The sequence below is a fragment of the Streptomyces sp. NPDC059010 genome (assembly GCF_042740355.1).
Classification (GTDB): domain Bacteria; phylum Actinomycetota; class Actinomycetes; order Streptomycetales; family Streptomycetaceae; genus Streptomyces.
Map to the genome: position 1 here is coordinate 89,937 of NZ_JBHYJA010000007.1, position 23,329 is coordinate 113,265.

Consider the following 23,329-nt stretch of genomic DNA (forward strand, 5'->3'; position numbering starts at 1 on the left):
CTACTTACCGGGGGCGGCTACTTACCCGGGCACTCCTTCCACGCCAGGTGGTAGATCGTGCTGATGTCCCCGTCCGTCGAGTCCATCGTCATGAAGCTGACCTTGCTCGCCGACGACGTGCCGAGGTTGACTCTCAGCTCGGTGTTGATGTTGAAGTTGCGCTGAACTCCACAGGGCGCCCAGACCAGTTGGGCCCAGTCGGTGCTGTCGGTGGCCTGCCAGTTGTCGGCCAGGGGGCCGCTGAAGGAGTGGTTGCGGAACTGCGTGTTCGGTGAGCCCTGGAAGTAGTACGAGGCCCTCTGGATGGAGCTCGCGCCGGACTGGAGGGAGGCGAAGCCGCGGTAGTCGGCGCTCGCGATGGCGTATGTGAAGCCCTGCGGGACGTGCACGACCAGGTTGAGCTGGCAGTTCTTGCGGAAGTCCGTGGGATCGGAGTTACCGCCGACCTTGGCGAGGTAGTCGCTGTAGGTCACGGTGAAGGCGGTGTTGTCCTCGGAGACGGCGACGGCGGTGGTGCCCTGGGGGCAGCCGGAGCCGTTCACCGTGGCGACCTTGATGACGATCTTGTCCGGCGGCGGGTCCTCGAAGGAGCCGCCGGAGGACGGTGCCGCCTGCGCGGGCAGTGCCGCTGTGAGCAGGGCGGCCAGCGCGCCGCCGCTCAGCAGGAATCTCAGGAGTCCACGTGCCATGGATCTCTCCCTGGGGTTGGGGGGTGGCTGCGCCTCCGGCGACCAGATCAGACCTCATTGGATCTTTGAAGAAACAGTGGGGTTTCTGTGAAGGTCGGAGGCGTTGGAATCGTAGGGAGCCTCCTGTGGTGCGGCTAGGTCGAACTCCAGCCATTTACAACAGAGTTGAGGACCACTGAGCCGCCATGCCGCCTGATGCCCGACCGGTCAGGCGCTGACGGGCTGCCGCTCCTCGACGGAACCGGTCCCGGCCGCCTTCCCTTCCCTCAGGTGGGCGCGGATCGAGTAGGCGAGGGCGGCGGCCCACAGGACGTAGAGGGCGACGTACACCGCCACGGCCGTCGCCCCCGACACCGCGAGCCAGTCGCTGTTCAGCAGGGTGCGGACATTGGTGACGAGGATGACGCCGCCCACCGCGGAGCCCAGGACGCGCGGCGGCAGGATACGGACCAGCCAGGCGGCGATCGGGGCGGCGACCAGGCCGCCGACGAGGAAGGCGGCGACCCAGACGAAGTCGATGCCCTGCGAGCCCAGCGAGAGCAGGAAGCCGAGGCTCGCGGCCACCGCGACCAGGAACTCGCTGGTGTCGATCGAGCCGATGACCTTGCGCGGTTCCATCCGGCCGGAGGCGAGCAGCGCGGGCGTCCCGACCGGGCCCCAGCCTCCGCCGCCCGTCGCGTCCAGGAAGCCGGCGACCAGTCCGAGGGGGGCGAGGAATCGGCGGCGCAACGGCAGCCCCACCCGGTCCTTGGGAAGGCCTCGGAAGGTGAAGCGGGACATGACGTAGACACCGAGGCCCAGCAGGATCAGCGACATCAGCGGGGCCGCCAGCTCGGTCGACAGCTTCGACAGGACCGTCGCACCGAGGAAGGAGCCGATCGCGCCGGGCGCGCCGATCTTGCCCACGACCTTCCAGTCGACGTTGCCGAAGCGCCAGTGCGAGGCGCCCGACATCAGCGTCGTACCGATCTCGGCGAGGTGGACCGTGGCCGAGGCGGCGGCCGGATTGGTGCCCATCGCCAGCAGCAGGGTGGTCGACGTCACGCCGTAGGCCATGCCGAGGCTGCCGTCCACGAGCTGGGCTCCCAGGCCCGCGAGGGCGAGCAGTATCAGCGTGCGCATGGGGCCGGTCCCGTCTTTCCGATGTTTCCTACCGGGTTGGTAGGGATGGACGGGACCGGACTCTAGGGCATCAGACTGAGGGCGGGCTGAGAGTGTCCATATACAGAGACTCTCAGCCCAGAATGCGGATACCTCGGATGCGGATACCTCAGCGCAGCCGGATCACGTTCCACGACATCGGTTCCAGTACGGCGGTGAGACGGCCGTCCGTCAGCGTCGTGCCCTCGACCTGGTGCGGAGCGACCCGCTCGGGGTCGTCCAGGGTGTTGCGGGCGTCCGGGTCGGCGTCCGCGAGGGCGCTGTGCTCGACGACCGTCGTCAGGTCGAGGCCGTTCAGGGCGACTTCCACCGGCAGCGCCTCGGTGCGGCTGCGGTTGACCGCGAAGACGGTGACCGTGCCGTCGTCGGCGCGTACGGCGGTGGCGTGCAGCAGGTCGGCCTCGCCGTACTTCTTCGTCTCGTACGTCGGGGAGTCCACGCGGACGTCCAGGACCTGACCGCGGCCGTACTGCGACGCCTGGGCGAAGGGGAAGAACGTCGTCTGGCGCCACGCCGGGCCGCCCGGCTCGGTCATGATCGGGGCGATGACGTTGACCAGCTGCGCGAGGCAGGCGACGGTGACGCGGTCGGCGTGGCGGAGCAGCGCGATGAGGAGCGAGCCGAAGACGACGGCGTCCATGACGCTGTAATTGTCCTCCAGGAGGCGGGGTGCCTCGGGCCAGTCGTTCTGCTCGAACGTCTTGGCGTGCTCCTCCCACTCGGGCAGGTACCAGACGTTCCACTCGTCGAAGGAGAGGTTGATCTTCTTCTTGGACTTGAGGCGGGCGCCGACGTGGTCGCAGGTCGCGACGACGTTCTCGATGAAGGACTCCATGTCGACGGCGGAGGCGAGGAAGGAGTCGACGTCGCCGTTCTCGGGCCAGTAGTAGGCGTGGAGAGAGACGTAGTCGACCAGGTCGTACGTCTCCTTCAGGACCGTCGCCTCCCACTCGGCGAACGTCGGCATCGACTGGCTGGAGGAGCCACAGGCCACGAGTTCGACGCTCGGGTCGATCTGGCGCATGGCGCGGGCCGTCTCGGCGGCGATACGGCCGTACTCCTCGGCCGTCTTGTGGCCGGTCTGCCACGGGCCGTCCATCTCGTTGCCGAGGCACCAGAGCCGGATGTCGAACGGGTCCTTGTCGCCGTGGGCGATCCGGAGGTCGGAGAGGGCGGTGCCTTCGGGGTGGTTGGCGTACTCCTGGAGTTCGAGGGCTTCCGCGACGCCCCGCGTGCCGAGGTTGACGGCCATCATCGGCTCGGCCTGGGGGCCGACCTTGCGGAGGAAGTCGATGTACTCGGAGAGTCCGAAGCGGTTGGACTCCGTCGAGTGCCAGGCGAGGTCGAGGCGGCGGGGGCGGTCTTCCGCGGGGCCCACCGAATCCTCCCACTTGTAGCCGCTGACGAAGTTGCCGCCGGGGTAGCGGATGGCTGTGACGCCGAGTTCGCGGACGAGGCCGAGGACGTCCTGGCGCAGGCCGCTCTCGTCGGCTGTGGGGTGGTCCGGTTCGAAGATGCCGGTGTAGACGCAGCGGCCGAGGTGTTCCACGAAGCTGCCGAAGAGGCGGGGGTTGACTTCGCCGACGGTGAAGGCCGGGTCGAGGGTGAAGCGGGCCGTGTTGTGCATGGTCGCCTTTCCAGAGGGGTGGTTCTTGTTTCGTTGGCGGCTGCGGGATTGTGGGGGCTGGTCGCGCCCGCGCGGCGGAGCCGCATATCGGACACAGCCCCGCGCCCCTAGAGGGCGATCGGCCAGCCGTTGGCCGTCCGGCGCAGTTGGTTCAGGCCCGGTTTGGGTGTGCGTATGACGGTCGGGTCGTGGATGATCTGCCGGCCGGTGATCGGCTGCGGGTCGGGGTGACTCGCCGTCGTCTGGGCCGTGTTGGGGAGAAGGGCCAGGATGGCCGCCGCCAGCGCGGCGCGACCTGCGGCCGTCAGTGCTCTGCGTGCTCTCACTGTCCCGCCAAACCCGTGTGAGCCACGCCCGCCACGATCTGCCGCTGGAAGAAGACGAAGACGACGATCAGCGGCAGGCCCGCCATCAGGCCGCCGGCCATGAGCTGGGCCCACTGGATGCCGTAGGAGTTCATGACGGTCGCGATGCCGTTCGGCATGGTCATCAGGTCGGGGTTGTTGGTCACCATGTAGGGCCACAGGAAGTTGTTCCACGAGGCGATGAAGGTGAAGATGCCGACCGCGGCGAGGGAGGGGCGGGCGAGCGGGACCACGATGGTGAAGAAGACCCGCCAGCGGCCGGCGCCGTCGATGAACGCGGCCTCCTCCAGCTCGCGCGGGATGCCCTGGAAGAACTTGTAGAGGATGTAGACCATCGCGGCGGGGGCGCATTGGGGGAGGATCATGCCCCAGTAGGTGTCGACCATCCCCATCTGCTGGACCGTGGTGAACAGCGGTACGCCGAGCACCGCCGGGGAGATCATCAGGCCCGCCATCACCACGCCCATCAGCACGCCCTTGCCGCGGAACTCGGTGCGGGCGAAGCCGTATCCGGCCAGCGCGCTCACCAGCAGGACGACGGATGTCACGCACACCGACACCACGAGGGAGTTGATGAACCAGTTCGTGATGTTGCCGGTCTCGAAGAGAGCCGTCCACGCCTGGCCCGTCCAGTCCTGCGGCAGCCAGTGCGAAGGGACCTCGACGGCTTCGGTCTCCGACTTCAGGGACGTGAACAGGCCCCAGGCGAAGGGGGCGAGGAACACGACGGAGACGGCCGTACCGAGGAGGGTGAGGATGATCTGGCTCGGGGTCCACGCCTTGGTCGTCATCGGGCCGCGCCCTCCTCACGGTTGCGCAGCAGCCACATCCTCACGAGGGCGACGGCCGCGATGAGCACGAAGAAGATGATGGAGATCGCGGAGGCGTAGCCCACGCGGTAGCTGGTGAAGCCCTCTTCGAGGGTGTACTGGACGAAGGTGCGCGTCGAGTTCTCCGGTCCGGGGCTGAAGTCCATCATCACGACGGCCTGGTCGAAGACCTGGAGCGAGGCGAGGATCTGCAGGGCGATGACGAGGCCGGTGATGTTGCGCAGCATCGGCAGCGTGATGTGGACCATGCGGTGCCAGGCGTTCGCGCCGTCCAGCTTGGCGGCCTCGTAGAGGTGGTCGGGGATGGACTGGAGCGCGGCGAGGTAGAGCAGGAAGCTGAAGCCGACGGTCCACCACAGGGTGGTGATGACGATGGCGAGCATCGCGTACGACTTGTCCGTCAGCCAGGGCGTCTCGATGCCGAAGACGTGGTTGATCATTCCCGTACCGGGGTTGAACAGCCACTGCCACAGGTTGCCCGCGACCGTGGACGGGAGGAGGAAGGGAGCGAAGAAGCAGAGCCTCCACAGCCATTTGCCGCGCTCTATGTGGTGGGCGAGCATCGCGAGGAGGAAGGCCAGGACCGTGATGCAGGGGACGACCAGGAGGGTGAAGTAGGCGCTGTGGCCCAGCGCGTCCCACATCAGCGGGTCCTTGAGAGCCTCGCGGTAGTTGTCGAGGCCGACGAAGCTGGCCGCCTCGCCCGAGATGTTGGCGTCGGTGAAGCTGAGGTAGACGCCGCGCAGCAGCGGCCAGATCACGAACAGGGTGAACAGGACCAGGAACGGCGCCACGAACCAGCCGCCGTGCTGGAAGCCCTGCCCCCGGCGGAGGGTGGCGCTGTCGGCGGCGGTGGTGGCGCGTGCCGGTGCGAGGACCGTCTCGGCGCTGGTGGTCATGCGGCCGTACCTCCCTGCGCGGCGGTCCTGCCGTCCATGGGGTTCTTCATCGCGAGCAGCGTGGTGAGCTCCCGCTTCATCCGGCGGGCCACGGCGTCCGGCCCCGCGGAGCCCAGCGTCGAGGAGACGACGATCGGGCCGATCCGCTGGGCGAGGACGCCGGTGGAGCCCGCGAACCACACCTTCGGCTCGGTGGCCTGGTGGTCCATGGCGGAGACGTACTCGCTCTGCGGGTCCAGCTTCCGGTACGCCGGTGTGGACAGGGTCGGCGTGTACGCGGGGATGTGGCCGCCGGCCGCCCACTGCTGGGCGTGGGTGACGACGTAGGCGGCGAGCCGGTGGGCCGCCTCGTTCGTGGCGCCGCCGCGGTCGGACTGGTGGGGCAGGACGAAGGAGTGGGACTCGGCGTGGGTGGCCTGCCCGCCGAAGACGGGCGGCAGCGGGATCGCCCCGTAGTCCAGCTTCGCTCCGGAGTAGACCGGCACCGACCAGTTGCCCTCCCAGGCGAAGGGGGCGCCGTTGATGAACTGTTCGGCGTTGACGGAGCCCAGGGCCGGGTCGGCGTATCCGTCGGTGATGTGCCGGCGCAGGAACTCCAGGACCTGGACGGCCTTGTCGGTGTCGAAGGTGACCTCGCGCTGGGCGGTGTCGAACCAGGTGCCGCCGAGCTGGGTGTAGAAGGCGAGGAAGAACCACCACTGGAAGTTCTGGTCGTTGACCCACAGGCCGATGGTCTGCAGGCCCTTCTTGGTGGCCTTCTTGGCCTCCTTGAGCACACCGAACCAGTCGTCGGTCGAGGTGACCGGCACGATCCGGCCGTCGCCGCCGAGCAGGCCCGCCCTCTTCAGCACGTCCTTGCGGTAGAAGCAGAGCTGGACGTGGATGTCGAGCGGAAGGGCGTACAGCTTGCCGTCCACGATGCCGCGCTGCCACAGCCTGGGGTTGAAGTCCTGTTCCCGTACGCCGTACCTGGCGAGCAGGCCGACGTCCCAGGGGTCCAGGAGGCGGCCGGGCGAGAAGCCGGGGACCCGGCCGAGGTGCATGACGCCGAGGTCCGGGGCGCGGTTTCCGGCGGCTGCCATGGCGAGCTTGGTGTAGAAGGGGTTGCCCCACTGGAGCGTGGAGTCCTTCACGTCGATGTCGGGGGCGGCTCTGCGGAAGGCGTCCAGCATCGCGATCATGTTGGCGCCGTCGCCGCCGCTGAAGAGGTTCCAGTACCGCACCCGGGTACGGGCACCGGAGGCGAGCGCGTCGGCGCCGGTGCCGAGGGCCGCGAACCCGAAGCTGCCGGCGACGGCCAATCCGCCCGCTGTGGCCAGAAGTTGCCTGCGGTTCAGGCCAGGTCGTCCCATTCCCTGCCCTAACTGTTCGAGATATCGAATTTTGCACGTAACTTCGAACGGGACCGTAGAGGGAAAGCGCTTTCCAGTCAATGCCCCGGGCAGCGCCTCGCGCAATGGCTGGTGCACGCATTCCGAGGGACAACGGTCGTTGGCGGTTGAACAACGGTCGCCGTACCGCATGACGCGGACACATCGGGACGCGTAGGCTCGAACAGCCCGCCGGACGGCGGAGGAACAGGGGGTGTGATGGACATCGCGGGCCTGCGCAGGAGAGCGGCCCGGGTCGCTGCGGCGCTACGGCTGCGGCGCTCTCCCACCGCCTCGGCGATGCGCGACCTGGCCGCCGATCTGAGCACCGCCCTGCGGGCCGGACCCCACCCCCCGGTCGACATACGCGAGTTGTGCCGCGCGCTGTGCGCGGAGATGAGCGCGCGGCGCGGCGGACGGCCCGTCGAGCTGCGGTTCGAGCGGTTCCCCGACGAGATCGAGGTGACCGGGCTCTGGGTGGAGTTCCAGGACTTCGACCTGGTCATCGTCGAGGAGCGGGCCGAGGCGGTGCAGCAACTGGTCATCCTCGGCCATGAGCTGTGGCATCTGCACGCCGGGCACGGACACCACCACACCCCCGGTACGGCGGCCGCACACGCCCTCGCCGACCGGCCCGCGTGGCGGGACCTCGCCCTCGCGGTGGCCGCGCGTGACGGCTCCCGGGCACGGGACGAGGCCGAGGCCGACGACTTCGGGCACCGGCTGGCCGCCGCCTTCCGGCCGCTGCTGTCGGGACGGGACGGGCGCGACACGGACACACCGCTCGGGCCGCTGCAGCGTTCGCTGGGCTATCGCGGAAGCGGGAGGTCGGCACGGTGAACAGCACTCTCGCGATGAACGGCACTCTGGCGCAGGATCCCTCCAGCGTCCTCGGCGAGATGTGGATCTCGTTCTGGATCCCGACCGTGGTCCTCACCGCCGCCCTGGCGATCAAGCTGCCCACCATCATCCGGCTCTGGCGCGACCCGCTGCTGCGCGCCGTCGGCGGCCTGCTGGTGATCGCCTGCTCCGTGTTCGTCTTCGCGGCCCCGGCGACGATCGCATGGGTCAACCGCGTCACCGGCGTACCGAACTTCGCGGCCCCCCTGGTCTACTCCCTCATCACCGCGTTCTGCGGCTCCTGTCTGCTGCTGATCATCGCCTGGCGCAACGGCCTGTCCGACCGCAGCGCCGAGACCCGCCGCGCGATGCGCCTGGTCATCTGCGCGTACTCGGGTGTGATCGTCGCGCTGTGGGTGCTGTTCGCCCTCGCGGACGCGCCCGTGGAGCGGGTGCGGGACCTGGACACGTACTACGCCAACACGCCGTTCATGCGCGAGGAGACGCTGCTCTATCTGCTCGCGCACTGCACGGCCGTCCTCATCACGTCCCGGCTGATCTGGAACTGGGTGCGCACCGACGGCCTCGACGCCTGGCTGCGCTGGGGGCTGGTGCTCCTGGGCGTCGGCTACGCCCTCAACCTCATCTTCGACGCGGCCAAACTGACCGCCGTCACCGCCCGCTGGACGGGCAACGACCTGGACTGGCTGAGCACCGACCTGGCGCCGCCGGTCGCCTGTCTGTCGGCCATCCTGATCGCGGTGGGCTTCATCCTCCCGCACGCCGGCCAGTATCTGCACGACCGCTGGCGGGTCCGGCTCGCCCACCACGAACTGCGGCCCCTGTACCTGCTGATGAAGTCCGTCAACGGCTCCGGCGTGCCGTTCGTGCTGCGTGCCTCGCCCGAGCTGCGGCTGATCCGTCGCGAGACCTTCATCCGCGACGTACTGCTGCCGCTGGCCCGGCACATCGACGAGGAACTGCGCAGGCGTTCGTACGACGCCGCGCTCGCCCTCGGCCGGCCGCCCGCGCGCGCGAAGGCGCTCGCCGCCGCCGTGACCATCCAGGACGCCGCCGACCGCCGCAGCCGGGCGCCGGACAGCAGCGGCGCCAACGGCCCCGAAACCGCCGGCACCCCCGACACGGCGGATCTCCTCCAGGAGATCGGGGCCGTCTCCCGAGCCCTTCGCCACCCCGACGAGATCGAGGCGGTCCGTGCCCACACGGCAGCTCCGGCCGCCCCAGCAGAGAACGTGCCCGTACATGACTGAACGCCCCACCACCGCCGTCGTCCTCGGCGGCTCCCTCACCGGCATGCTCGCCGCCCGCGCGCTGGCCGACGTCGCCGACCGAGTCACCGTCGTGGAACGCGACGTACTGCCATCCGGCCCCGAGCCGCGCAAGGGCCTGCCGCAGGCCCGGCACGTCCACCAGCTGTGGTCGGGCGGCGCGCACGCCCTGGAGGACCTGCTGCCGGGCATCGTCGACCGGCTGCGGGAGGCGGGGGCGAACCGGCTGCCGGTGACCACCGACATGGTCGCGCTGTCGCCGTACGGCTGGTACCGGCGGTGGGCCGAGTCGCACCACATGCTGCTGTGCAGCCGGGACCTGCTGGACGCGACGGTGCGCGAGGCGGTCCTCGCCGACGAGCGCATCGAGGTGGTCGAGGGGGTGGAGGTGCTGGGGCCGACCGGTACGGCGGCCGGGGTGACGGGCGTACGTATCCGCGAGCGCGACGGCGTTCACGACGGCCTGCACGACGGCGGCCCTGCCGAGCGAACCCTCTCCGCCGACCTGGTCGTCGACGCCACGGGACGTGGTTCGCGGGCGCCGGGCTGGCTGACGGACCTCGGGCTGCCGGCCGTCGAACGACGTGAGGTCAACTCCGGGGTGGCGTACGCGAGCCGGGTGTTCCGCGCGCCCGAGGCGGCGCGCGAGGGGTTCCCGGTCGTCAACGTCCAGCCGGACCCACGCGCCGGGAAGCCCGGGTGCGGAGGCGTGCTGCTGCCCATCGAGGACGGGCGGTGGATCGTCACCCTCTTCGGCTCCCGGGGCGGCGAACCGCCCACGGACGCGGAGCACTTCGTACGGTATGCACGCGACGACCTGCGCCACCCGGTCATCGCCGAACTGCTCGCGCACGCCGAGCCGTTGACCGACGTGGCGTACACCCGCACGACCGCCAACCGCCGCCACTACTACGAGCGCATGCGGACCTGGCCGGAGAACTTCGCCGTCCTCGGGGACGCTCTGTGCGCGCTCAACCCGATCTACGGGCACGGCATGTCGGTGGCCGCCCAGGGCGCGGTCGCCCTGCGTGACACGGTACGACGGCACGGCTGGGGTTCCCCCGGCCTGTCCCGCCGGATCCAGCGGGCGGTGGCCCGACCGGCGTCGGCGGCGTGGGACCTCGCCCTCGGCATGGACGTCTTCTACCCCGGGGCGACTCCGAACGGCCCCACCCTGCGCGACCGTCTGCTGGCGGCGTACGTCGGCCGGCTCCTGTACACGGCCACGGGGAACGGACGGATCGCGCGCCGGGTGACGGACGTGACGTCCCTTGAGCGTGGAGCTGCGGTGCTGCTGGCCCCGTCGATGCTGCTGGCCGCACTGGTCGGCCCGCTCAAGCCGGCATTGACGGGGCCGCCGTTGATGGTGGAGGAGCTCAAGGCGGCGGGGGTTCGGTAGGCCCCCCGGGGAGCGGCGTCGGCTCAGCCCTTGAACGCCGGTTGGAGCAGGCCCTTGCCCGCCCCCGGTACCACGAACACCGAGCCCGCAAGGGGCGGTGGTGAGGTGAGGCCGACCCGGGCCGTGGTGATGTACAGGTCGGTCAGGTCGGGACCGGCGAAGGCGCAGGCCGTGACGCGGGGGACGGGGAGGGGGATCACCCGGTCCAGTTCGCCGGCCGGCGTGTAGCGGCGTACCGCCGAGCCCTCCCACAGGGCCACCCACACGCACCCGTCCGCGTCCACCGTCAGCCCGTCCGGGAACCCGGCGCCGTCCTCGATCTCGGCGAAGGGCCGCCGATCGGAGACCTCCCCGTCCGCGTGGTCGAAGACGTCGATGCGACGGGTCGGCGAGTCGACGTAGTACATGAGGCGCCCGTCCGGGCTCCAGCCCGTGCCGTTGCTCACCGCGACGTCGTCGAGAACCACGCGCGCCGCACCGTCACCGGTGAACCGGGACAGCGTGCCGCCGCCCGGCGCCTCGTCGTAGCGCATGGTGCCGGCCCACAGGGCGCCGTCGGGTGCGACGGCGGCGTCGTTGGCGCGGCGGCCGGGGACCGGCTCGTGGTGCAGCCAGCGGAAGGTGTCGTCCGGGTCCAGCAGTCCCACACCGTCCCGGAGGTTCAGGACGAGGCCGCCGCCGACGCGCGGCTTGACGGCGCCGATGTGCTGCGGGGTCGTACGGACCGAACGACGTCCGGAGACGGGGTCGTAGGTGTGGATCCGGGACCGCAGGATGTCGATCCAGAGCAGCCGTCCGGTGGCCGGGTCCCAGGTGGGCCCCTCCCCCAGCGCGGCGTCCGTCTGTACCGCGACCTCGTACCCGGCCGCCGCCGTCACGCCACGCTCCGGTGCCCGAGGCGCTCCGACAGCTCGGCGGCGCCCTTGGCGGCGAGCTGCTCCAGCTCGACGCGCCGGTCGTCGCTCCAGCGGATCATGGGGACGGAGATGGACAGAGCGGCGACGACCTGCCCGGTACGGTCCCGAACCGGCGCGGCGACGCACGACACGTCCGGGTTGGACTCCCGGCTCTCGACGGCGATCCCCCGCTCACGGATCCCTGCAAGGGCCTCGCGCAGAGCGACGGGGTCGGTGATGCTGTTGGGTGTCATGCGCACCAGCTCGGCCCCGTCGGGGACCCGGGCGGTGAGTTCCGGCTCGGGAAGGGAGGCCAGCAGCATCTTGCCGACGGAGGTGCAGTGCGCGGGCAGCCGCCGCCCGGCGGCCGACACCATCCGCACCGCGTGCGTCGAGTCGACCTTGGCGATGTAGATGACGTCCGTGCCCTCCAGGATGGCCACGTGCACGGTCTCGTCGCAGGTCTCGGCGACGGACCGGGCGACCTGCTGCCCCTCGGCCGCGAGGTCGAGCTGCTCGGCGTACCGGCTGCCGAGCTGGTACGGCCGTACACCGAGCCGGTACCGTCCCGGCTGACCCGGCACCTGGACGATGTACGACCGGGCTGCGAGCGTGGTGACCAGTTCGTGCACGGTGGTGCGCGGCAGCTGGAGCTTGCGCACTATGTCGGGGGCGGAGAGCGTGCCGTCCCCGTCGAGGAAGAGCTCAAGAATGTCGAGAGCCCGGGTCACGGCTGGTACGAGGCGTCCCACGTCCGGCCCCCTCCCTTGGATGTCGGTGTGGCTGCGTTCGAAATTTCAACAGCCGATCGGGATAACGAACACAGGCTACTCAACTTGCGTTTCCCCCGGCAATGGCCCGGCGCGGACCGGCTCGAAAGCTCCGCGCGTGCGATCCCCGGCCAGTACCGTTTCCCGTGTGCGGCACGTCACACTCTGCCGTACGGGGAGACACCTGGGGCGGTCACGTGCGCGTGCCCCCGGGTGAGCGACATGGGGGGTTCCATGCATGAAATGACAAAGGGCTCGAACGTTGCGCTGCAAGCGCTGAGCGAAGACGTCGGCTCGGTGATCGTCAGCCTGGGCTGGGGCAGCCCGACCGGTGAGGGCGACGCCGATGTGTCCGTCTTACTGCTGGACACGAACGGCAAGGTCCGCAGCGACGCCGACTTCTACTTCTACAACAACCCGGTGGCCGCCGACGGCAGCGTGCAGCTCCTGGGGAAGACGCCGACGGAGAACGGCAACGAGGACCGGATCTGCTTCGACCTGACCGCGGTCCCGGCCGACGTCGAGCGCGTCGTGGTCGCCGCCAGCCGGTACGGCGAAGCCCGCTTCGGCGAACTGGAGGACCTGAAGGTCACCCTGGCCGACGCGGCCGGCGAGAACCTCCTCAGGTTCGCCATCGCCGACGCCGCCGAGGTGAGCGCGATCATCTTCGGGGAGCTGTACCGGCGGGGGGAGGAGTGGAAGTTCCGGGCCGTGGGGCAGGGGTACGACTCGGGGCTGGCGGGGTTGGCTACGGACTTCGGGGTGGATATCGAGGACGACGCACCGGCCGAAGACGCCGAGCCGGTCGGTATGCCGTTGGACCCGGCTCCCGAGCCGAGCCCGTCCGCCTCGCTGGATGCCGTACCGGCTCCCCGCCTGCCCGTGGACGAGGGCGGGCCGCGCAAACGGGCCGCCCGGCCCCGCACCGCGAAGAAGAAGACCCCCCCGCCCAGCGCTCCGCAGAGGTCCCTGGCGGAGAACGACTCCTGGAAGTCCGCCAGGCTCTTTCCCGCCTCGGCTCTCAAGAGCGACCGGGACCGGGAGATGCGTGCCACTTCGGTGCTGTTGTCGGTCATGGCCCAGGTGCCGCGGTTCGGCCGACGGCTCACCGCCGCGTTCGGGGCGCCGTCCGGTCGTATGGAGACGTTCACCGAGGTGTCCCTGCCGCACGGCGACACGCCTCGGCGCCCCGACGGAGTGATCCGCATCGAGCGTGCCGGGAAGCTGTGGACGGCACTCGTCGAGACCAAGACCAACGGCAACGCCCTCAAGTCCGACCAGGTGCAGGCCTACATGGACATCGCGGCGCGGCGCGGCTACGAGGCCGTGATCACCGTGTCGAACGACGTGGCACTGGAGGGCAGCCCACTGGTCGACGTCAAGATCGACGGGCGACGCAAGCACAAGGTGGCGCTCTGGCACCTGTCGTGGGCCGAAGTGGCTCATCAGGCACAGCTGTTGATCCGGCACGAGGGAGTCGGCAATGCGGCGCGCACCTGGCTGCTCCAGGAACTGCTGCACTATCTTCAGCACGAGAACTCCGGTTGCCACGGGTTCCAGAACATGGGCTCGGCCTGGGTGCCGGTGCGCAACGGCATCAGCGACGAGACCCTGTGTCTGGGCGACCCGCGCGCCCTTGAGGTGGTCGAGAACTGGGAGCGTCTCATCCGCCAGGTGTGTCTCAGGCTCGGCGGCGAACTCGGACAGAAGGTGCTACCCGCTCCGCGCACCAGGCGTGGCACCGACCCCGGAGCCCGCCGGCTTCAGCTGGCCGACCAACTGTGCCGGGATGGGCGACTCCAAGCGGAGCTCCGTGTCGAGAACGCCCCGGGCCTGCTCACGATCGGCGCCGACCTGCGAACCGGCAGGCTGCGAACCTCCGTCGAGATCCCGTCCCCCGACCAGGGCTACCCCCTGACCTGGGCCAAACGCCTCGTCCGCCGTCTCGCCGAGGCGCCCGCCGACCTCCATGTGGAAACCCTGGTCGAGGGCGAGACCGGCGGCCCCCGCGGCACCCTGGAACGCCTCCGGCCCGAACCGGCGGACCTGCTTCCGAAGAGCAACGCGACCCGGATCACCGGCTTCCGGCTGTCCCTCCTCAAGGGCATGGGCAGCACCCGCGGCAACGCCGAGTCCGGCTTCATCCGCAGCGTGGACGACGCGGTGCACCGCTTCTACACGACGGTGGTGGTCCACCTGGACCGGCCGGCACCACGGCGGGCCGCGGCCAAGGAGCCGGCCGGCGCGTAGCGGCGACCGAAAAGGAGGGGGTGTCGTTCAGCTCTGCGGCTTCCCCCTCCGCTCGAACACCACATCGAAGTCCGTCGTCCACCGGTCACCGTCGGCCGACTGCTCCCACTGGCCCTCCATCGTGGTGCCGTCGGGGCTGACGGTGGCCGTGAGGCGCTGGTGGAAGCCGGGGGCGTTGCGCCATTGGCACCAGGTGCGGTCGGTCATGCTGCCGTGGTAGACGCGGGACACGCCGCGGCCGTCGGCGTAGAGGATGGTGAACTCCTCGGCCGTGTCGTCGTAGCCGGTCAGGGAGACGGTGGGGAAGGGGGCGTGGGCGGCCCACGGGCCGGGGAGGGAGGTCTCGGGGGTCACGTCGGCGCGCTGGACGAAGAAGGCGCCGCCCTCCTGCCAGGCGAACTCCACCCGGAAGGGGCCTGCGCTGCGACCGGCGGCCCACATGTCCCACTCGCCCACCAGGATCTCCAGCCGGCGCAGGGCGGGGTGGGGGGTCGGTTGGCTCATCGTGGTCTCCTTCTGTTCGAGTCTTCGAGGCTTCGGCCGTGGAGCAGGCGGAGGGGTGTCAGGTACTCCCCCGCCAGTACACCGGGTTACTCCCACTGTCAGACGTCTCCATCGCGCCCGCCCGGCACGGTGTTGTCCATGTCTTCCACGTCGTCCTCCTCTGCCAAGAAGCTGAGCCGACCCGCGCGCCGGGCGCTCCTCGTCGTTCATGTCATCGCCTCCGCCTGCTGGCTCGGGCTCACGCTCGGGCTGCTCGCGCTCGCGATCACCGCGGCTACGACCGGGTCCGCGGTGATCGTGGAGGCGTCGGTGCGGTCCATGAAGCTGTTCGCCGACTGGCTGCTGCTGCCCGTCGCGTTCCTCACGCTGGTCAGCGGGCTCGTCCTGTCGCTGGGCACGCAGTGGGGGCTGGCGCGGCACCGGTGGGTCTACATCAAGTTCTGGCTGACCCTCGCCACGACCGCCGCCACGACGTTCGCCCTGCGCCCCGGCCTGGGCACCACCGTCGGCGCCGTCGCCGCGGGCGGGCCGCTGCCCGACGCCACCGACCTGATGATGGGGCCGATCGTGTCGCTGTCGGCGTATGTCTTCATGACGGTGATCTCGATCCTCAAGCCCTGGGGGCTGACCCGCCGCGGCCGGCGTCTGCGCGCCGCGTCCGCGTCCGCCCGCACTCCGGGCGGCGCCACCGCGGTCGGCACCGCCAAGTCCGCCCGACAAACAGTGTGACCCGCGCCTTCCCACTGTTTCTTCTGCAGTTCTTAGCAGTCCTTCGGCGGCAACCAACTTCCCTTCGGCGGCGACCAGTTGACGAAGTCCCGTCCCCCACGAAGGGAGTTCGTCATGCGTACCCGACTTGCCCGCCTGGGCGCCGTGATCGCCGCGCTGGTGGCGCTCATCGTCGCCCCCGCCGTCACCGCGGCCCCCGCCCAGGCGGCCGACCAGTGGAACCCGCCCGCGGGCCTCGTCCAGCCGCTGGGGGAGGTCTGGAACCACGTCGAGTCGACCTACCCCGACCTCTACGGCTTCCGCAACTACGGCTGGGACCAGGTCATGGCCAACCGCGGCAGCGTCAACTACTGCGTCCGCTGGGAGTCCGACGCCCCGGTCAGCGCCGCCCTGCGCGACCAGATCCATGCCGCGCTGAAGAAGCAGTTCGCGAAGTGGATGGCCGCCATGGTCGAGAGCGACGGCACCGGGCACAACGCCTGGCCGTACCGGAACGTGCCGGTCAATATCGTCGGCTGGGCCGTCAAGAACCGCTCCACCCTTCAGTGGACCGACAACTCCGTCGACATCTACACCGGCATGCTGGACAGCGGCGGCTCCCCGCAGTGCGCCCCGGACTGCGGCCGCTTCTTCCACCAGGACGGCGACTACGCCAGGTGCCCCGGCGGTGCCGCCCGCCACTACGACCAGTCCCTGTGGCTGACCAAGGGCTTCCAGGGCGGTGCCGGCGGTGACTGGGGCCAGCGGGTCGGCCAGGAGTACTTCACCTCCGCCCTCAGCCAGGAGAACATCCACATCTACCTGCACGAAGTCGGCCACACCTTCGGCCTCGACGACTTCTACGACTGGACCCCGACCGGCCAGTGCTGCTTCCTGATGAAGGCCGGTTCGGCCGCGCAGATCACCGAGTTCGACAAGTGGATGTTCCGCGACTTCTGGCGCCATCTGAAGAGCCGTTACGGCCTCTGAGACAAAGATCCACGGGCTGGTCAGGGGGCATGGTCGTCGCGGCGCGGCCTTCCCGGCGCTCGACCATGTGGTGGCGGTGGCGGACTCGGGCGAGGAACGGGAACGCGGTCCGGGGTCATCGCCAACCGGTGCTGCACGGTGATGTGCCGGAATTGATACACGGCACCGTTCCGGCGAAGTACGCCCAGCCTGTGGGCATCGGTGAGGAACGTCTGAAGCCGCAACGGCAACTCGCCCGTCAGGGCGAAGCGGAGACGGCTGATCATGTAGTAGGGCCAGCTCGTCGACGCGAGCGCGATCAGGGCGCCGGTCGGCCCAAGCAGGCTGAGCCAGTCCCACAGGAGGATCACGATCGTTTGACCGAGGCTGTGGTCGGGCGCCCCCGGAGGGGGAAGCACCATTACCGACGCACCCTCGATGTTGATGAGCAGCGAACCGGCGAGGCCGAACCACAGGGCCACCGTCCGGTCGATGCGAAGGGACTCCCCGGGGGTTGCCACGTCCGCCGGGCTTCCTGAACTCTCGTACCACCAGGCACCCGCCGCCAGCAGCCCGCTGACAGCCCCGGCAGCGAGAGGTGTGTCCGCCAGGTGCACCGCGCAGGAGACATACAGCACGGAGTGGGGCGCTCCCTCGGAGCAGTACATCAACATCGAGCTGACCTGGGCTGCGACGAAGACGATCAGGGCTGTCATGGTGAACCTGATCGCCGCTCCGCGCAGGCGGCGGCGCCATCCGGCCATCGAGAAGTGGCCTCGCCGGGGCGACAGCGGCGGGAGCGGCAGCCCGACCACGCTGACCACGGGCAGCAGCATGCCCAGATAGCCACCGACGACGACCATGCCGCCCAGCGTCAGTGACTGGAGTGTGAACGGCGCGACCAGCATCGCGTACACCACGTTCACGACCACGGGCACGAGAGCCGCGACACAGATGGGAACGGCCGTCACCCACAGGGGGCGCGGAAGGGAAGGACTGCGTCGAACCGTCCACTGGGCGACCAGCAGCAGAGCGGCGGGAAAGAGGAGGGTGCACATCGCATGCACCAGTACGGCAAGTTGCCACGACCCGTCGTGGCGAGCCGCCTGTTCGCGGCTCAGGCTCTCCACGTGGACAAGGAGGGGGACCAGCGCGCAGAGCCCGCCGAAGAGGGCCACCTTCCATGCCGACGCCGTCAGGGAACACCACTGACGCAGCTGCCACCAGGCAAGATCGGCCGTGCCCTGCTCGGTCAGCTTCCGGCTGAGGAAGCGCAGATACTTCTCGGCGGCCGCGGGGGTGCAGCCGCGTCGATCGGGATGGTTCGCGGCGGCCCGCTCGAACAGGCTGGGCACGAACGAGTCCAGAAGGTGAGCCTCCAAGGCCGTCGCATCGGGGAACCGCCGCCGGTCAAGCAGATCTGCCGGGTCTCCTGTCCCGTCGGCGTACGCCGCCCGCACCAGGCCGACCCCCATGGGGGACCGCAGGACCGTGGCCACAGGGGCGTCGGCGTCGGAGGCGATGTGGCGCGCGATACGTGTCCAGGCGTCTGTGGCGCCGGCCGACTGGTCGGCGAAGGACAGGAGTCGTAGCGCTTCCTGCTCGGGAACGGGGGACGGCTTCAGGAGGGCGGCGCGTGGAATCGCCCGGCACTCGCGCACCGCGTCGGTGAACTGGTCCTCCCGGCAAGTGATGACGAGTGGGGACCGTGGGTCATGGGCGATGGCCAGGCCACGGATCAGCGCACGGAGGCGGGAGGCGGGCAGTTCGTCCAGGCCGTCCAGTACGGGGATCACATGATGCCCGGCGATCAGGTCCGCGGCGGCGCTGGGGCCGAAGCGCTCGGCGTCCTCCAGGAGTGGATACGACCGCCTCAGCTCCCGGGCGATCCACTGCGCGGGGGTCTCCCACTCGGGGTCGAAGGAGGCGGCCGACAGGGGAACCGGTACCTGCCTCACCTCCGGATGGTCCAGCAGCCCCAGGGTGAGCAGCAGCGCGCAGGTGCTCTTGCCGGTCCCGCCCTCGCCGACGAGAACGAGCCGTTGGCCCGGCCGCTCGGCCCAGCACCGCACGAGATCGGCGACCCGGTCGAACCGCGTGCCGTCCGCGATGCCACTCAGCTCGCCGCGGTCCGCCACCCGACCCGCACCGAACGATGTCCACGCAACCGGAAGGGGCCAGGGAGAGAAGAGCTGTCGCAAGGTCGCCTCGCGCCCCCACTGCTCTCGTACGAGCGCTGCCAACGCGCTTGCGGCCGCCTCCCGTTGTGTCTCCGAGGACCTCTGAGCGGCGGTGGGAGAGCGCCACGCCCACGGAGCACCGACGGCCAGGACGGAGGCCACCAGGCTCAGCAGGGCAACCACGAACCCTGCGGCCTCCTTGTCCAGGCTCCCGGCGGCCACCGCGCCCAGGCCCACGACGACAAGAGCGGCCATCCAGGTGGCCGCCCATCGCCCACGTCTGCCCTGGAGCATGTCTTCCCCCGACCCGCCGCGCGGTACGACCTCGTCTCAGTAACGAGGCCGACGCGCTTGGGTCGCCTGGGCGCACGGGGCAGTCAACGGGAGCGTGCCCGCACCGTCGTCACCACCGGCTACCGGTGCGCCTCCCCCAGCACCCCCCTCAACCGCTGGGCCCGCAACACCAGTTCCAGCTCGAAGCGCCGGTCCGGGTCGTCCATCTCGTCGCCCCACAGTTCCCGGATCTGGCGCAGCCGGTAGCGGACCGTCTGGGGATGGACCCCCAGGCGGGCCGCCACCTCCGGTGCGCCGCCCCTCGTCTCCAGCCAGGCCAGTAACGTCTCGGCCAGTCGCCGGCCGTGGGTGGGGCCGCAGTGCTGCAGGGGGGCCAGGCATCTGAGGGCCAGGTCGTCGATGAGTTCCTCGGGTTGCAGGAGTACCAGGGCCTCGGTGTGCTCGGTGCAGTAGAGGACGTCGCCGGCCGGCAGCAGGTCCCGTTCCATCAGGTGTACGGCGGCCTCGGCCCAGCGCAGTGACTTCGCCGCGTCGGCGAGCGGGACCGGGGGGCCTATCGCGCCGGCCCAGCCGGTGAGTGCCCGGTGCAGGAGTTCGGGGCGGCCCGCGGCGTCCGGTTCGGGGACGACCATGCGGGGCTGCTCGTACTCCAGGTCGAGCAGCACCCCCTGCCCCACGGCCGGTGCCACGGCCTCCCGCGCCGGGCGCAGCAGTACGCCCACGGCGACCTTCTCGGGCAGCGGCCAGCCGATCCGGGCGGCCCGCTCGGACAGGGCGTCCGCCGGGTCGCCCCGGTGGCGTTCGGCCAGCAGCAGTTCCATCAGGCGGCGTTGCAGACGGAGCCGTTCGCCCGCCTGGCGTGCCGCCGCCTCGGCGTAGCCGCGCACCGACTGGTCGACCAGGCCGTCCAGGTACTGGTAGCCCGCGTCCACCAGCTCGTACATCGCGGGCGGCGGGATGTCGACGCGCTGGCCGATCTCGGCGAAACGGCGCCAGGCCAGCCGTACGCCCATGCGGTAGATCGCCTGGAGGGAGTCGAGGGAGCGGCCGTTGAGGCCCTCGCCCCGGCCGAAGTCCTGGAAGACGCCGGGTGGGACGGTGGGGCGGCCCTCCGAGGTCTCCAGGTGCTGGACGAAGACCTCGATCGCGCGCCGGATGCCGACCAGGGCCATCGGCTCGCCCGACTCGTCCAGGACGACGGGCAGTTGGGGGTACTCGCGCTGGATCTCGGTGAGGATCTCCTGGGCGAGGGCGGGGGCGTCCGCCATGGCCAGCTCCGCGAAGCGGCGGACCTGGAAGCGGGGTACGTCACGCCACGCCGAGCGGGGTACGGCGGCGGGGGAGGCCGGGGAGCGGGTGGCGGCCACGGTCAACTCCCCTGGCCCGCTTGCTCGTAGGTGATCAAGGGTGTGTTCGGCTGGTCGGGCGTCGCTTCCAGCAGTGCGACGACGCCGAGCGCGGCGCCCACCGCGAGTACGGCGCCGAGCGCGACGGTCAGCATGGCGGCGAGCAGTCTGGACATCGCAGGGTCAGCCTCTCTGTCCGAGATCCCGGAGATCGTCCCCACCCCGGTGGTACCAGCCTGATCCCGACCCCTGCCTGTCGGGTTCAGTCTCGACAAGCTGTGACAGCCCGTCAAGGCGTTCCGGCAAGTCGTCCGACAAGTCGTCCATCGAGACGGCCGTCAAGGCGTTGACACTCCGTCCGAGGACGCCTACGGTTCCCGGCCCAAGAACGGCCAGGCAACAACCGTGCACCGACCCGTGCATCGACCTGCATCGACCATGCGTCAAACCCCAGGAGTGCCGGATGCGCCGTACAGCCTCACCTCTCTCCCTGATCCTGCTGGGTCTCGGCACGTTTCTGCTGGTACTGGCGCCCATGCTGGCCTGGTACGTGACCCCGCGTGCCGCCGTGAACCCCATCGACATCGACACCACGGCCGTCTACAAGGGCACCGGAAGCGTCTTCGACACCGACAAGATCGAGACCGTGCAGGATCAGCGGATCACCGTCACTCAGCAGGTGCGCGGCAATGTGGCGGAAAGTGAGCGCAGCGGCAACGCCGTCTGGGATGTGATCACGACCGTCGACACCGACAAGTCACTCCCCGCCGCCGACCCGCACGACGCGCTGGACTTCACTCCGCACCGCTGGGTGATGGACCGGAAGACCACCAGGCCGGTGCACTGCTGCAAGGAGACCCCGTACATCGAGGGCGAGGCCTATCTGAAGTTCCCGTTCGATGTGCAGAAACGCTCCTACCAGTGGTGGGACAACAGCGGCGGGACCACGGTCACCATGCGGTACGACGGCACCGAGAAGATCCAGGGGTACACGGGCTATCGGTTCACCGCGACGGTCGCGCCCCGCAAGGTCGGCACCCGGCTCGTCCCCGGCAGCATCGTCGACCAGCCGAAACGGCCGCAGGTGCTGGCCGAGGAGTGGTACTCCAACCACGGGTTCAAGCTGGTCGTGGACCAGCGCACGGGGCGCGTGATCTACGCCCAGACCGGTCCGCGCCGCACCCTGCGCGCGCCCGGCGTCGACAAGGACGCGGTGGTACTGCTGGACAGCGAGAAGATCGCCTTCACCACGGCCACCCAGAAGGAGGCCGTACGACAGGCGAAACAGGACAGCGGGCTGCTGCGCATGGTGGGTGAGACGCTGCCCATCGGGGCTGCTGGGGCGGGATTCGTGCTTGCGGTGGTGGGTGCCGTTCTGGTGGCACGAGGCCGGAAAGAGCCGGAATCCCCTGGGACGGTCGAGATGCCCCAGCCTTCGCTCACAATGTGACGTGACGTCAGCTCTAATAAAGCCGGAAATTGTCACGCCGGTGAGTAGCCCTGGCGAACGGCTCGGCGAAAACTGTCCACCCCCACCCGGACACAGCCTGTCCACACCCCACGCACAACGACCGTAAGCGACCGAAAAAACTGCGAATCCCCCCACGGGACCACAAACCCTCCCCTCCCCCACGCTGAGTTCCGCACCCTGAGACGAGTTGGAGCGCACATGCCCCAGCACGTGCCATCCCCGCTGCGCGCCACGCTCCCCACGGCGTCGCAGCACCCTCCGGCGCTCCCCCCACATCCGCGCCGAATCGTTTTTCTCGCCCATCGTGACCTGGGCAACCGATCCGCCGGCGGCTCCGAGCTGCTGGTCGACCGTCTCGCCGACGGCCTCACCCGGCTCGGCCACCAGGTCACCCTGCTGTGCGGGGGCCCCGCGGCCTACCGCGACTACAGAGTCGTGTCGGCGGGCGGCTCCTACGGCCACTATCTGCGCGCCAGATCCGCCTTCGCCCGTCAGGTCGGGGACTGCGATCTGCTGGTCGAGGTCTGCAACGGAATGCCGTACTTCTCGCCCCTGTGGCATCGCGGGCCCACATTGTGCCTGGTCAACCATGTGCACACCGATCTGTGGACCATGCGTTTCGGCGGCGCGCTGGCGCCTGCGGCCCGCCTTGGCCGAAGACTGGAGCACTGGGCGCTGACCGGTGCGCAGCGGCGGAGTCTGATGGTCGCCGTCTCTCCGTCGACCGCGCACGCGCTGCGGGATCTCGGGGTCGAGCGGGAGCGTATTCGCGTCGTGCACAACGGGGTCGAGGAGCCGGGCCCTCTGGGAGATCGCTCGCCGGAGCCTCTGTTCGTCGCCGTCGGGCGGCTTGTCGAGTACAAGCGGATCGATCTGCTGCTGCGGTTGTGGGAGCGGGTGCGGCCCGTGACCGGTGGGCGGCTCGTCATCGTCGGTGACGGACCCGAGCGTCAGCGGTTGGAGCAGCTCGCCGGGCCCGGCGTCGAGTTCACCGGGCATGTCTCCGAGGCCGAGAAGCACCGGCTGCTGTGCGCGGCCTGGTTGCTGATGCATCCCTCTGCCGTGGAGGGGTGGGGACTCGTCGTCACCGAGGCCGCGGCCCGGGAGACGCCGGCCATTGCCTTTGATGTGCCCGGGCTACGGGATTCCGTCGTGGACGGGGAGACCGGGGTGCTCGCGCGCGGGGAGTCGTCGTTCGCGGCCGCGTGGTGTGCGCTTGCGCTGTCCGGGCATCGGCGGAAGCTGATGGGGAAGACCGCGCGGGATCGGGCGGCGCAGTATCGGTGGGATCGGACGGTGAGGCAGTTCCTCGCGGTTGCCTCGGAGGCCGTGCGGGGCGCGCCGTGACGCCTAAACGCCGAGTTGGTGAGGTTGTCTCGCGGATACCGGTGGTTCGTGGCTGGTCACGCAGTTCCCCGCGCCCCTACAGGGGCGCTTCGTCGCCACGCACCGCCAAGGACCCCTCCTTTCAG

The 23,329-nt window shown here is 70.0% G+C and carries 21 protein-coding genes; 8 read left to right on the forward strand and 13 right to left on the reverse strand.

The window, feature by feature from the left end; translation table 11 throughout:
* Nucleotides 1-17: 17 nt before the first annotated feature.
* The 7 genes from ACFWYS_RS09210 to ACFWYS_RS09240 all read right to left on the reverse strand — a co-directional run bounded on the left by ACFWYS_RS09210 (nt 18) and on the right by ACFWYS_RS09240 (nt 6,923).
* The gene (locus tag ACFWYS_RS09210; protein WP_384765245.1) at nt 18-689 is read right to left on the reverse strand and encodes a DUF4360 domain-containing protein; all 672 of its coding nucleotides are present in this window, start codon (nt 687-689) and stop codon (nt 18-20) included.
* Nucleotides 690-896: 207 nt separating this feature from the next.
* Complete coding sequence (locus ACFWYS_RS09215) at nt 897-1,811, reverse strand: sulfite exporter TauE/SafE family protein (RefSeq protein ID WP_384765246.1); 915 nt, start codon at nt 1,809-1,811, stop codon at nt 897-899.
* Nucleotides 1,812-1,959: 148 nt separating this feature from the next.
* Nucleotides 1,960-3,477, reverse strand: coding sequence for an alpha-N-arabinofuranosidase (locus ACFWYS_RS09220; protein ID WP_384765248.1), 1,518 nt, complete (start codon nt 3,475-3,477; stop codon nt 1,960-1,962).
* Nucleotides 3,478-3,584: 107 nt separating this feature from the next.
* A complete protein-coding gene (locus ACFWYS_RS09225; protein WP_384765250.1) occupies nt 3,585-3,803 on the reverse strand; it encodes a hypothetical protein in 219 nt (72 codons plus the stop codon).
* Nucleotides 3,800-4,633 carry a carbohydrate ABC transporter permease gene (locus tag ACFWYS_RS09230; RefSeq protein ID WP_384765252.1) on the reverse strand — a complete coding sequence of 278 codons (834 nt, stop codon included), beginning with the start codon at nt 4,631-4,633 and terminating at the stop codon, nt 3,800-3,802. Before ACFWYS_RS09230 ends, ACFWYS_RS09225 begins: the two co-directional genes overlap by 4 nt.
* On the reverse strand, nt 4,630-5,571 hold the full coding sequence (locus ACFWYS_RS09235) for a carbohydrate ABC transporter permease (RefSeq protein ID WP_384765254.1): 942 nt from the start codon (nt 5,569-5,571) through the stop codon (nt 4,630-4,632). The genes ACFWYS_RS09230 and ACFWYS_RS09235 overlap by 4 nt, the downstream gene beginning before the upstream one ends.
* Nucleotides 5,568-6,923 carry an extracellular solute-binding protein gene (locus ACFWYS_RS09240; protein ID WP_384765256.1) on the reverse strand — a complete coding sequence of 452 codons (1,356 nt, stop codon included), beginning with the start codon at nt 6,921-6,923 and terminating at the stop codon, nt 5,568-5,570. The genes ACFWYS_RS09235 and ACFWYS_RS09240 overlap by 4 nt, the downstream gene beginning before the upstream one ends.
* A gap of 237 nt (nt 6,924-7,160) precedes the next feature.
* Here ACFWYS_RS09240 and ACFWYS_RS09245 point away from each other — a divergent pair, with 237 nt between their 5' ends.
* The 3 genes from ACFWYS_RS09245 to ACFWYS_RS09255 are packed head-to-tail and all read left to right on the forward strand — an operon-like array spanning nt 7,161 to nt 10,469.
* A complete protein-coding gene (locus ACFWYS_RS09245) occupies nt 7,161-7,781 on the forward strand; it encodes a toxin-antitoxin system, toxin component family protein (RefSeq protein WP_384765258.1) in 621 nt (206 codons plus the stop codon).
* Nucleotides 7,782-7,795: 14 nt separating this feature from the next.
* Nucleotides 7,796-9,052 carry an MAB_1171c family putative transporter gene (locus ACFWYS_RS09250; protein WP_384765511.1) on the forward strand — a complete coding sequence of 419 codons (1,257 nt, stop codon included), beginning with the start codon at nt 7,796-7,798 and terminating at the stop codon, nt 9,050-9,052.
* Nucleotides 9,045-10,469 carry an FAD-dependent oxidoreductase gene (locus ACFWYS_RS09255; RefSeq protein ID WP_384765260.1) on the forward strand — a complete coding sequence of 475 codons (1,425 nt, stop codon included), beginning with the start codon at nt 9,045-9,047 and terminating at the stop codon, nt 10,467-10,469. The genes ACFWYS_RS09250 and ACFWYS_RS09255 overlap by 8 nt, the downstream gene beginning before the upstream one ends.
* Nucleotides 10,470-10,492: 23 nt before the next feature.
* Here ACFWYS_RS09255 and ACFWYS_RS09260 read toward each other — a convergent pair whose 3' ends face one another.
* Nucleotides 10,493-11,347 carry an SMP-30/gluconolactonase/LRE family protein gene (locus ACFWYS_RS09260; RefSeq protein WP_384765262.1) on the reverse strand — a complete coding sequence of 285 codons (855 nt, stop codon included), beginning with the start codon at nt 11,345-11,347 and terminating at the stop codon, nt 10,493-10,495.
* On the reverse strand, nt 11,344-12,117 hold the full coding sequence (locus ACFWYS_RS09265; RefSeq protein ID WP_384765264.1) for an IclR family transcriptional regulator: 774 nt from the start codon (nt 12,115-12,117) through the stop codon (nt 11,344-11,346). Before ACFWYS_RS09265 ends, ACFWYS_RS09260 begins: the two co-directional genes overlap by 4 nt.
* 252 nt (nt 12,118-12,369) lie before the next feature.
* Here ACFWYS_RS09265 and ACFWYS_RS09270 point away from each other — a divergent pair, with 252 nt between their 5' ends.
* A complete protein-coding gene (locus ACFWYS_RS09270) occupies nt 12,370-14,385 on the forward strand; it encodes a TerD family protein (protein WP_384765266.1) in 2,016 nt (671 codons plus the stop codon).
* A gap of 27 nt (nt 14,386-14,412) precedes the next feature.
* Here the strand turns inward: ACFWYS_RS09270 and ACFWYS_RS09275 are convergent, their stop codons facing one another.
* On the reverse strand, nt 14,413-14,889 hold the full coding sequence (locus ACFWYS_RS09275; RefSeq protein ID WP_384765267.1) for a hypothetical protein: 477 nt from the start codon (nt 14,887-14,889) through the stop codon (nt 14,413-14,415).
* A 138-nt stretch (nt 14,890-15,027) separates the two neighbouring features.
* Between ACFWYS_RS09275 and ACFWYS_RS09280 the strand changes: the two genes are divergently transcribed.
* Both ACFWYS_RS09280 and ACFWYS_RS09285 read left to right on the forward strand, forming a co-directional pair.
* Complete coding sequence (locus ACFWYS_RS09280) at nt 15,028-15,618, forward strand: DUF2269 family protein (protein ID WP_384765268.1); 591 nt, start codon at nt 15,028-15,030, stop codon at nt 15,616-15,618.
* A gap of 114 nt (nt 15,619-15,732) precedes the next feature.
* Nucleotides 15,733-16,587: a hypothetical protein gene (locus ACFWYS_RS09285; RefSeq protein ID WP_384765270.1), complete on the forward strand. Its 855-nt coding sequence runs from the start codon at nt 15,733-15,735 to the stop codon at nt 16,585-16,587.
* A gap of 20 nt (nt 16,588-16,607) precedes the next feature.
* Here the strand turns inward: ACFWYS_RS09285 and ACFWYS_RS09290 are convergent, their stop codons facing one another.
* The 3 genes from ACFWYS_RS09290 to ACFWYS_RS09300 all read right to left on the reverse strand — a co-directional run bounded on the left by ACFWYS_RS09290 (nt 16,608) and on the right by ACFWYS_RS09300 (nt 20,562).
* On the reverse strand, nt 16,608-19,040 hold the full coding sequence (locus ACFWYS_RS09290) for a hypothetical protein (RefSeq protein WP_384765272.1): 2,433 nt from the start codon (nt 19,038-19,040) through the stop codon (nt 16,608-16,610).
* A 119-nt stretch (nt 19,041-19,159) separates the two neighbouring features.
* A complete protein-coding gene (locus ACFWYS_RS09295; RefSeq protein ID WP_384765274.1) occupies nt 19,160-20,407 on the reverse strand; it encodes a PucR family transcriptional regulator in 1,248 nt (415 codons plus the stop codon).
* 2 nt (nt 20,408-20,409) lie between these two features.
* Complete coding sequence (locus ACFWYS_RS09300; protein WP_384765276.1) at nt 20,410-20,562, reverse strand: hypothetical protein; 153 nt, start codon at nt 20,560-20,562, stop codon at nt 20,410-20,412.
* Between the two features lie 287 nt (nt 20,563-20,849).
* Between ACFWYS_RS09300 and ACFWYS_RS09305 the strand changes: the two genes are divergently transcribed.
* Complete coding sequence (locus ACFWYS_RS09305; RefSeq protein WP_384765277.1) at nt 20,850-21,836, forward strand: DUF3068 domain-containing protein; 987 nt, start codon at nt 20,850-20,852, stop codon at nt 21,834-21,836.
* 219 nt (nt 21,837-22,055) lie between these two features.
* A complete protein-coding gene (locus ACFWYS_RS09310; RefSeq protein ID WP_384765279.1) occupies nt 22,056-23,204 on the forward strand; it encodes a glycosyltransferase family 4 protein in 1,149 nt (382 codons plus the stop codon).
* Nucleotides 23,205-23,329: the final 125 nt, after the last annotated feature.

What these genes read in the sequence shown, in the direction of transcription:
- ACFWYS_RS09215 (WP_384765246.1), bottom strand. Translation starts at nt 1,811, where the DNA reads ATGCGCACGCTGATACTGCTCGCCCTCGCGGGCCTGGGAGCCCAGCTC.
- ACFWYS_RS09245 (WP_384765258.1), top strand. Translation starts at nt 7,161, where the DNA reads ATGGACATCGCGGGCCTGCGCAGGAGAGCGGCCCGGGTCGCTGCGGCG.
- ACFWYS_RS09280 (WP_384765268.1), top strand. Translation starts at nt 15,028, where the DNA reads ATGTCTTCCACGTCGTCCTCCTCTGCCAAGAAGCTGAGCCGACCCGCG.
- ACFWYS_RS09305 (WP_384765277.1), top strand. Translation starts at nt 20,850, where the DNA reads ATGCGCCGTACAGCCTCACCTCTCTCCCTGATCCTGCTGGGTCTCGGC.
- ACFWYS_RS09285 (WP_384765270.1), top strand. Translation starts at nt 15,733, where the DNA reads ATGCGTACCCGACTTGCCCGCCTGGGCGCCGTGATCGCCGCGCTGGTG.
- ACFWYS_RS09230 (WP_384765252.1), bottom strand. Translation starts at nt 4,633, where the DNA reads ATGACGACCAAGGCGTGGACCCCGAGCCAGATCATCCTCACCCTCCTC.
- ACFWYS_RS09310 (WP_384765279.1), top strand. Translation starts at nt 22,056, where the DNA reads ATGCCCCAGCACGTGCCATCCCCGCTGCGCGCCACGCTCCCCACGGCG.
- ACFWYS_RS09235 (WP_384765254.1), bottom strand. Translation starts at nt 5,571, where the DNA reads ATGACCACCAGCGCCGAGACGGTCCTCGCACCGGCACGCGCCACCACC.
- ACFWYS_RS09240 (WP_384765256.1), bottom strand. Translation starts at nt 6,923, where the DNA reads ATGGGACGACCTGGCCTGAACCGCAGGCAACTTCTGGCCACAGCGGGC.
- ACFWYS_RS09255 (WP_384765260.1), top strand. Translation starts at nt 9,045, where the DNA reads ATGACTGAACGCCCCACCACCGCCGTCGTCCTCGGCGGCTCCCTCACC.
- ACFWYS_RS09210 (WP_384765245.1), bottom strand. Translation starts at nt 689, where the DNA reads ATGGCACGTGGACTCCTGAGATTCCTGCTGAGCGGCGGCGCGCTGGCC.
- ACFWYS_RS09270 (WP_384765266.1), top strand. Translation starts at nt 12,370, where the DNA reads ATGCATGAAATGACAAAGGGCTCGAACGTTGCGCTGCAAGCGCTGAGC.
- ACFWYS_RS09250 (WP_384765511.1), top strand. Translation starts at nt 7,796, where the DNA reads ATGAACGGCACTCTGGCGCAGGATCCCTCCAGCGTCCTCGGCGAGATG.
- ACFWYS_RS09275 (WP_384765267.1), bottom strand. Translation starts at nt 14,889, where the DNA reads ATGAGCCAACCGACCCCCCACCCCGCCCTGCGCCGGCTGGAGATCCTG.
- ACFWYS_RS09300 (WP_384765276.1), bottom strand. Translation starts at nt 20,562, where the DNA reads ATGTCCAGACTGCTCGCCGCCATGCTGACCGTCGCGCTCGGCGCCGTA.
- ACFWYS_RS09290 (WP_384765272.1), bottom strand. Translation starts at nt 19,040, where the DNA reads ATGCTCCAGGGCAGACGTGGGCGATGGGCGGCCACCTGGATGGCCGCT.
- ACFWYS_RS09220 (WP_384765248.1), bottom strand. Translation starts at nt 3,477, where the DNA reads ATGCACAACACGGCCCGCTTCACCCTCGACCCGGCCTTCACCGTCGGC.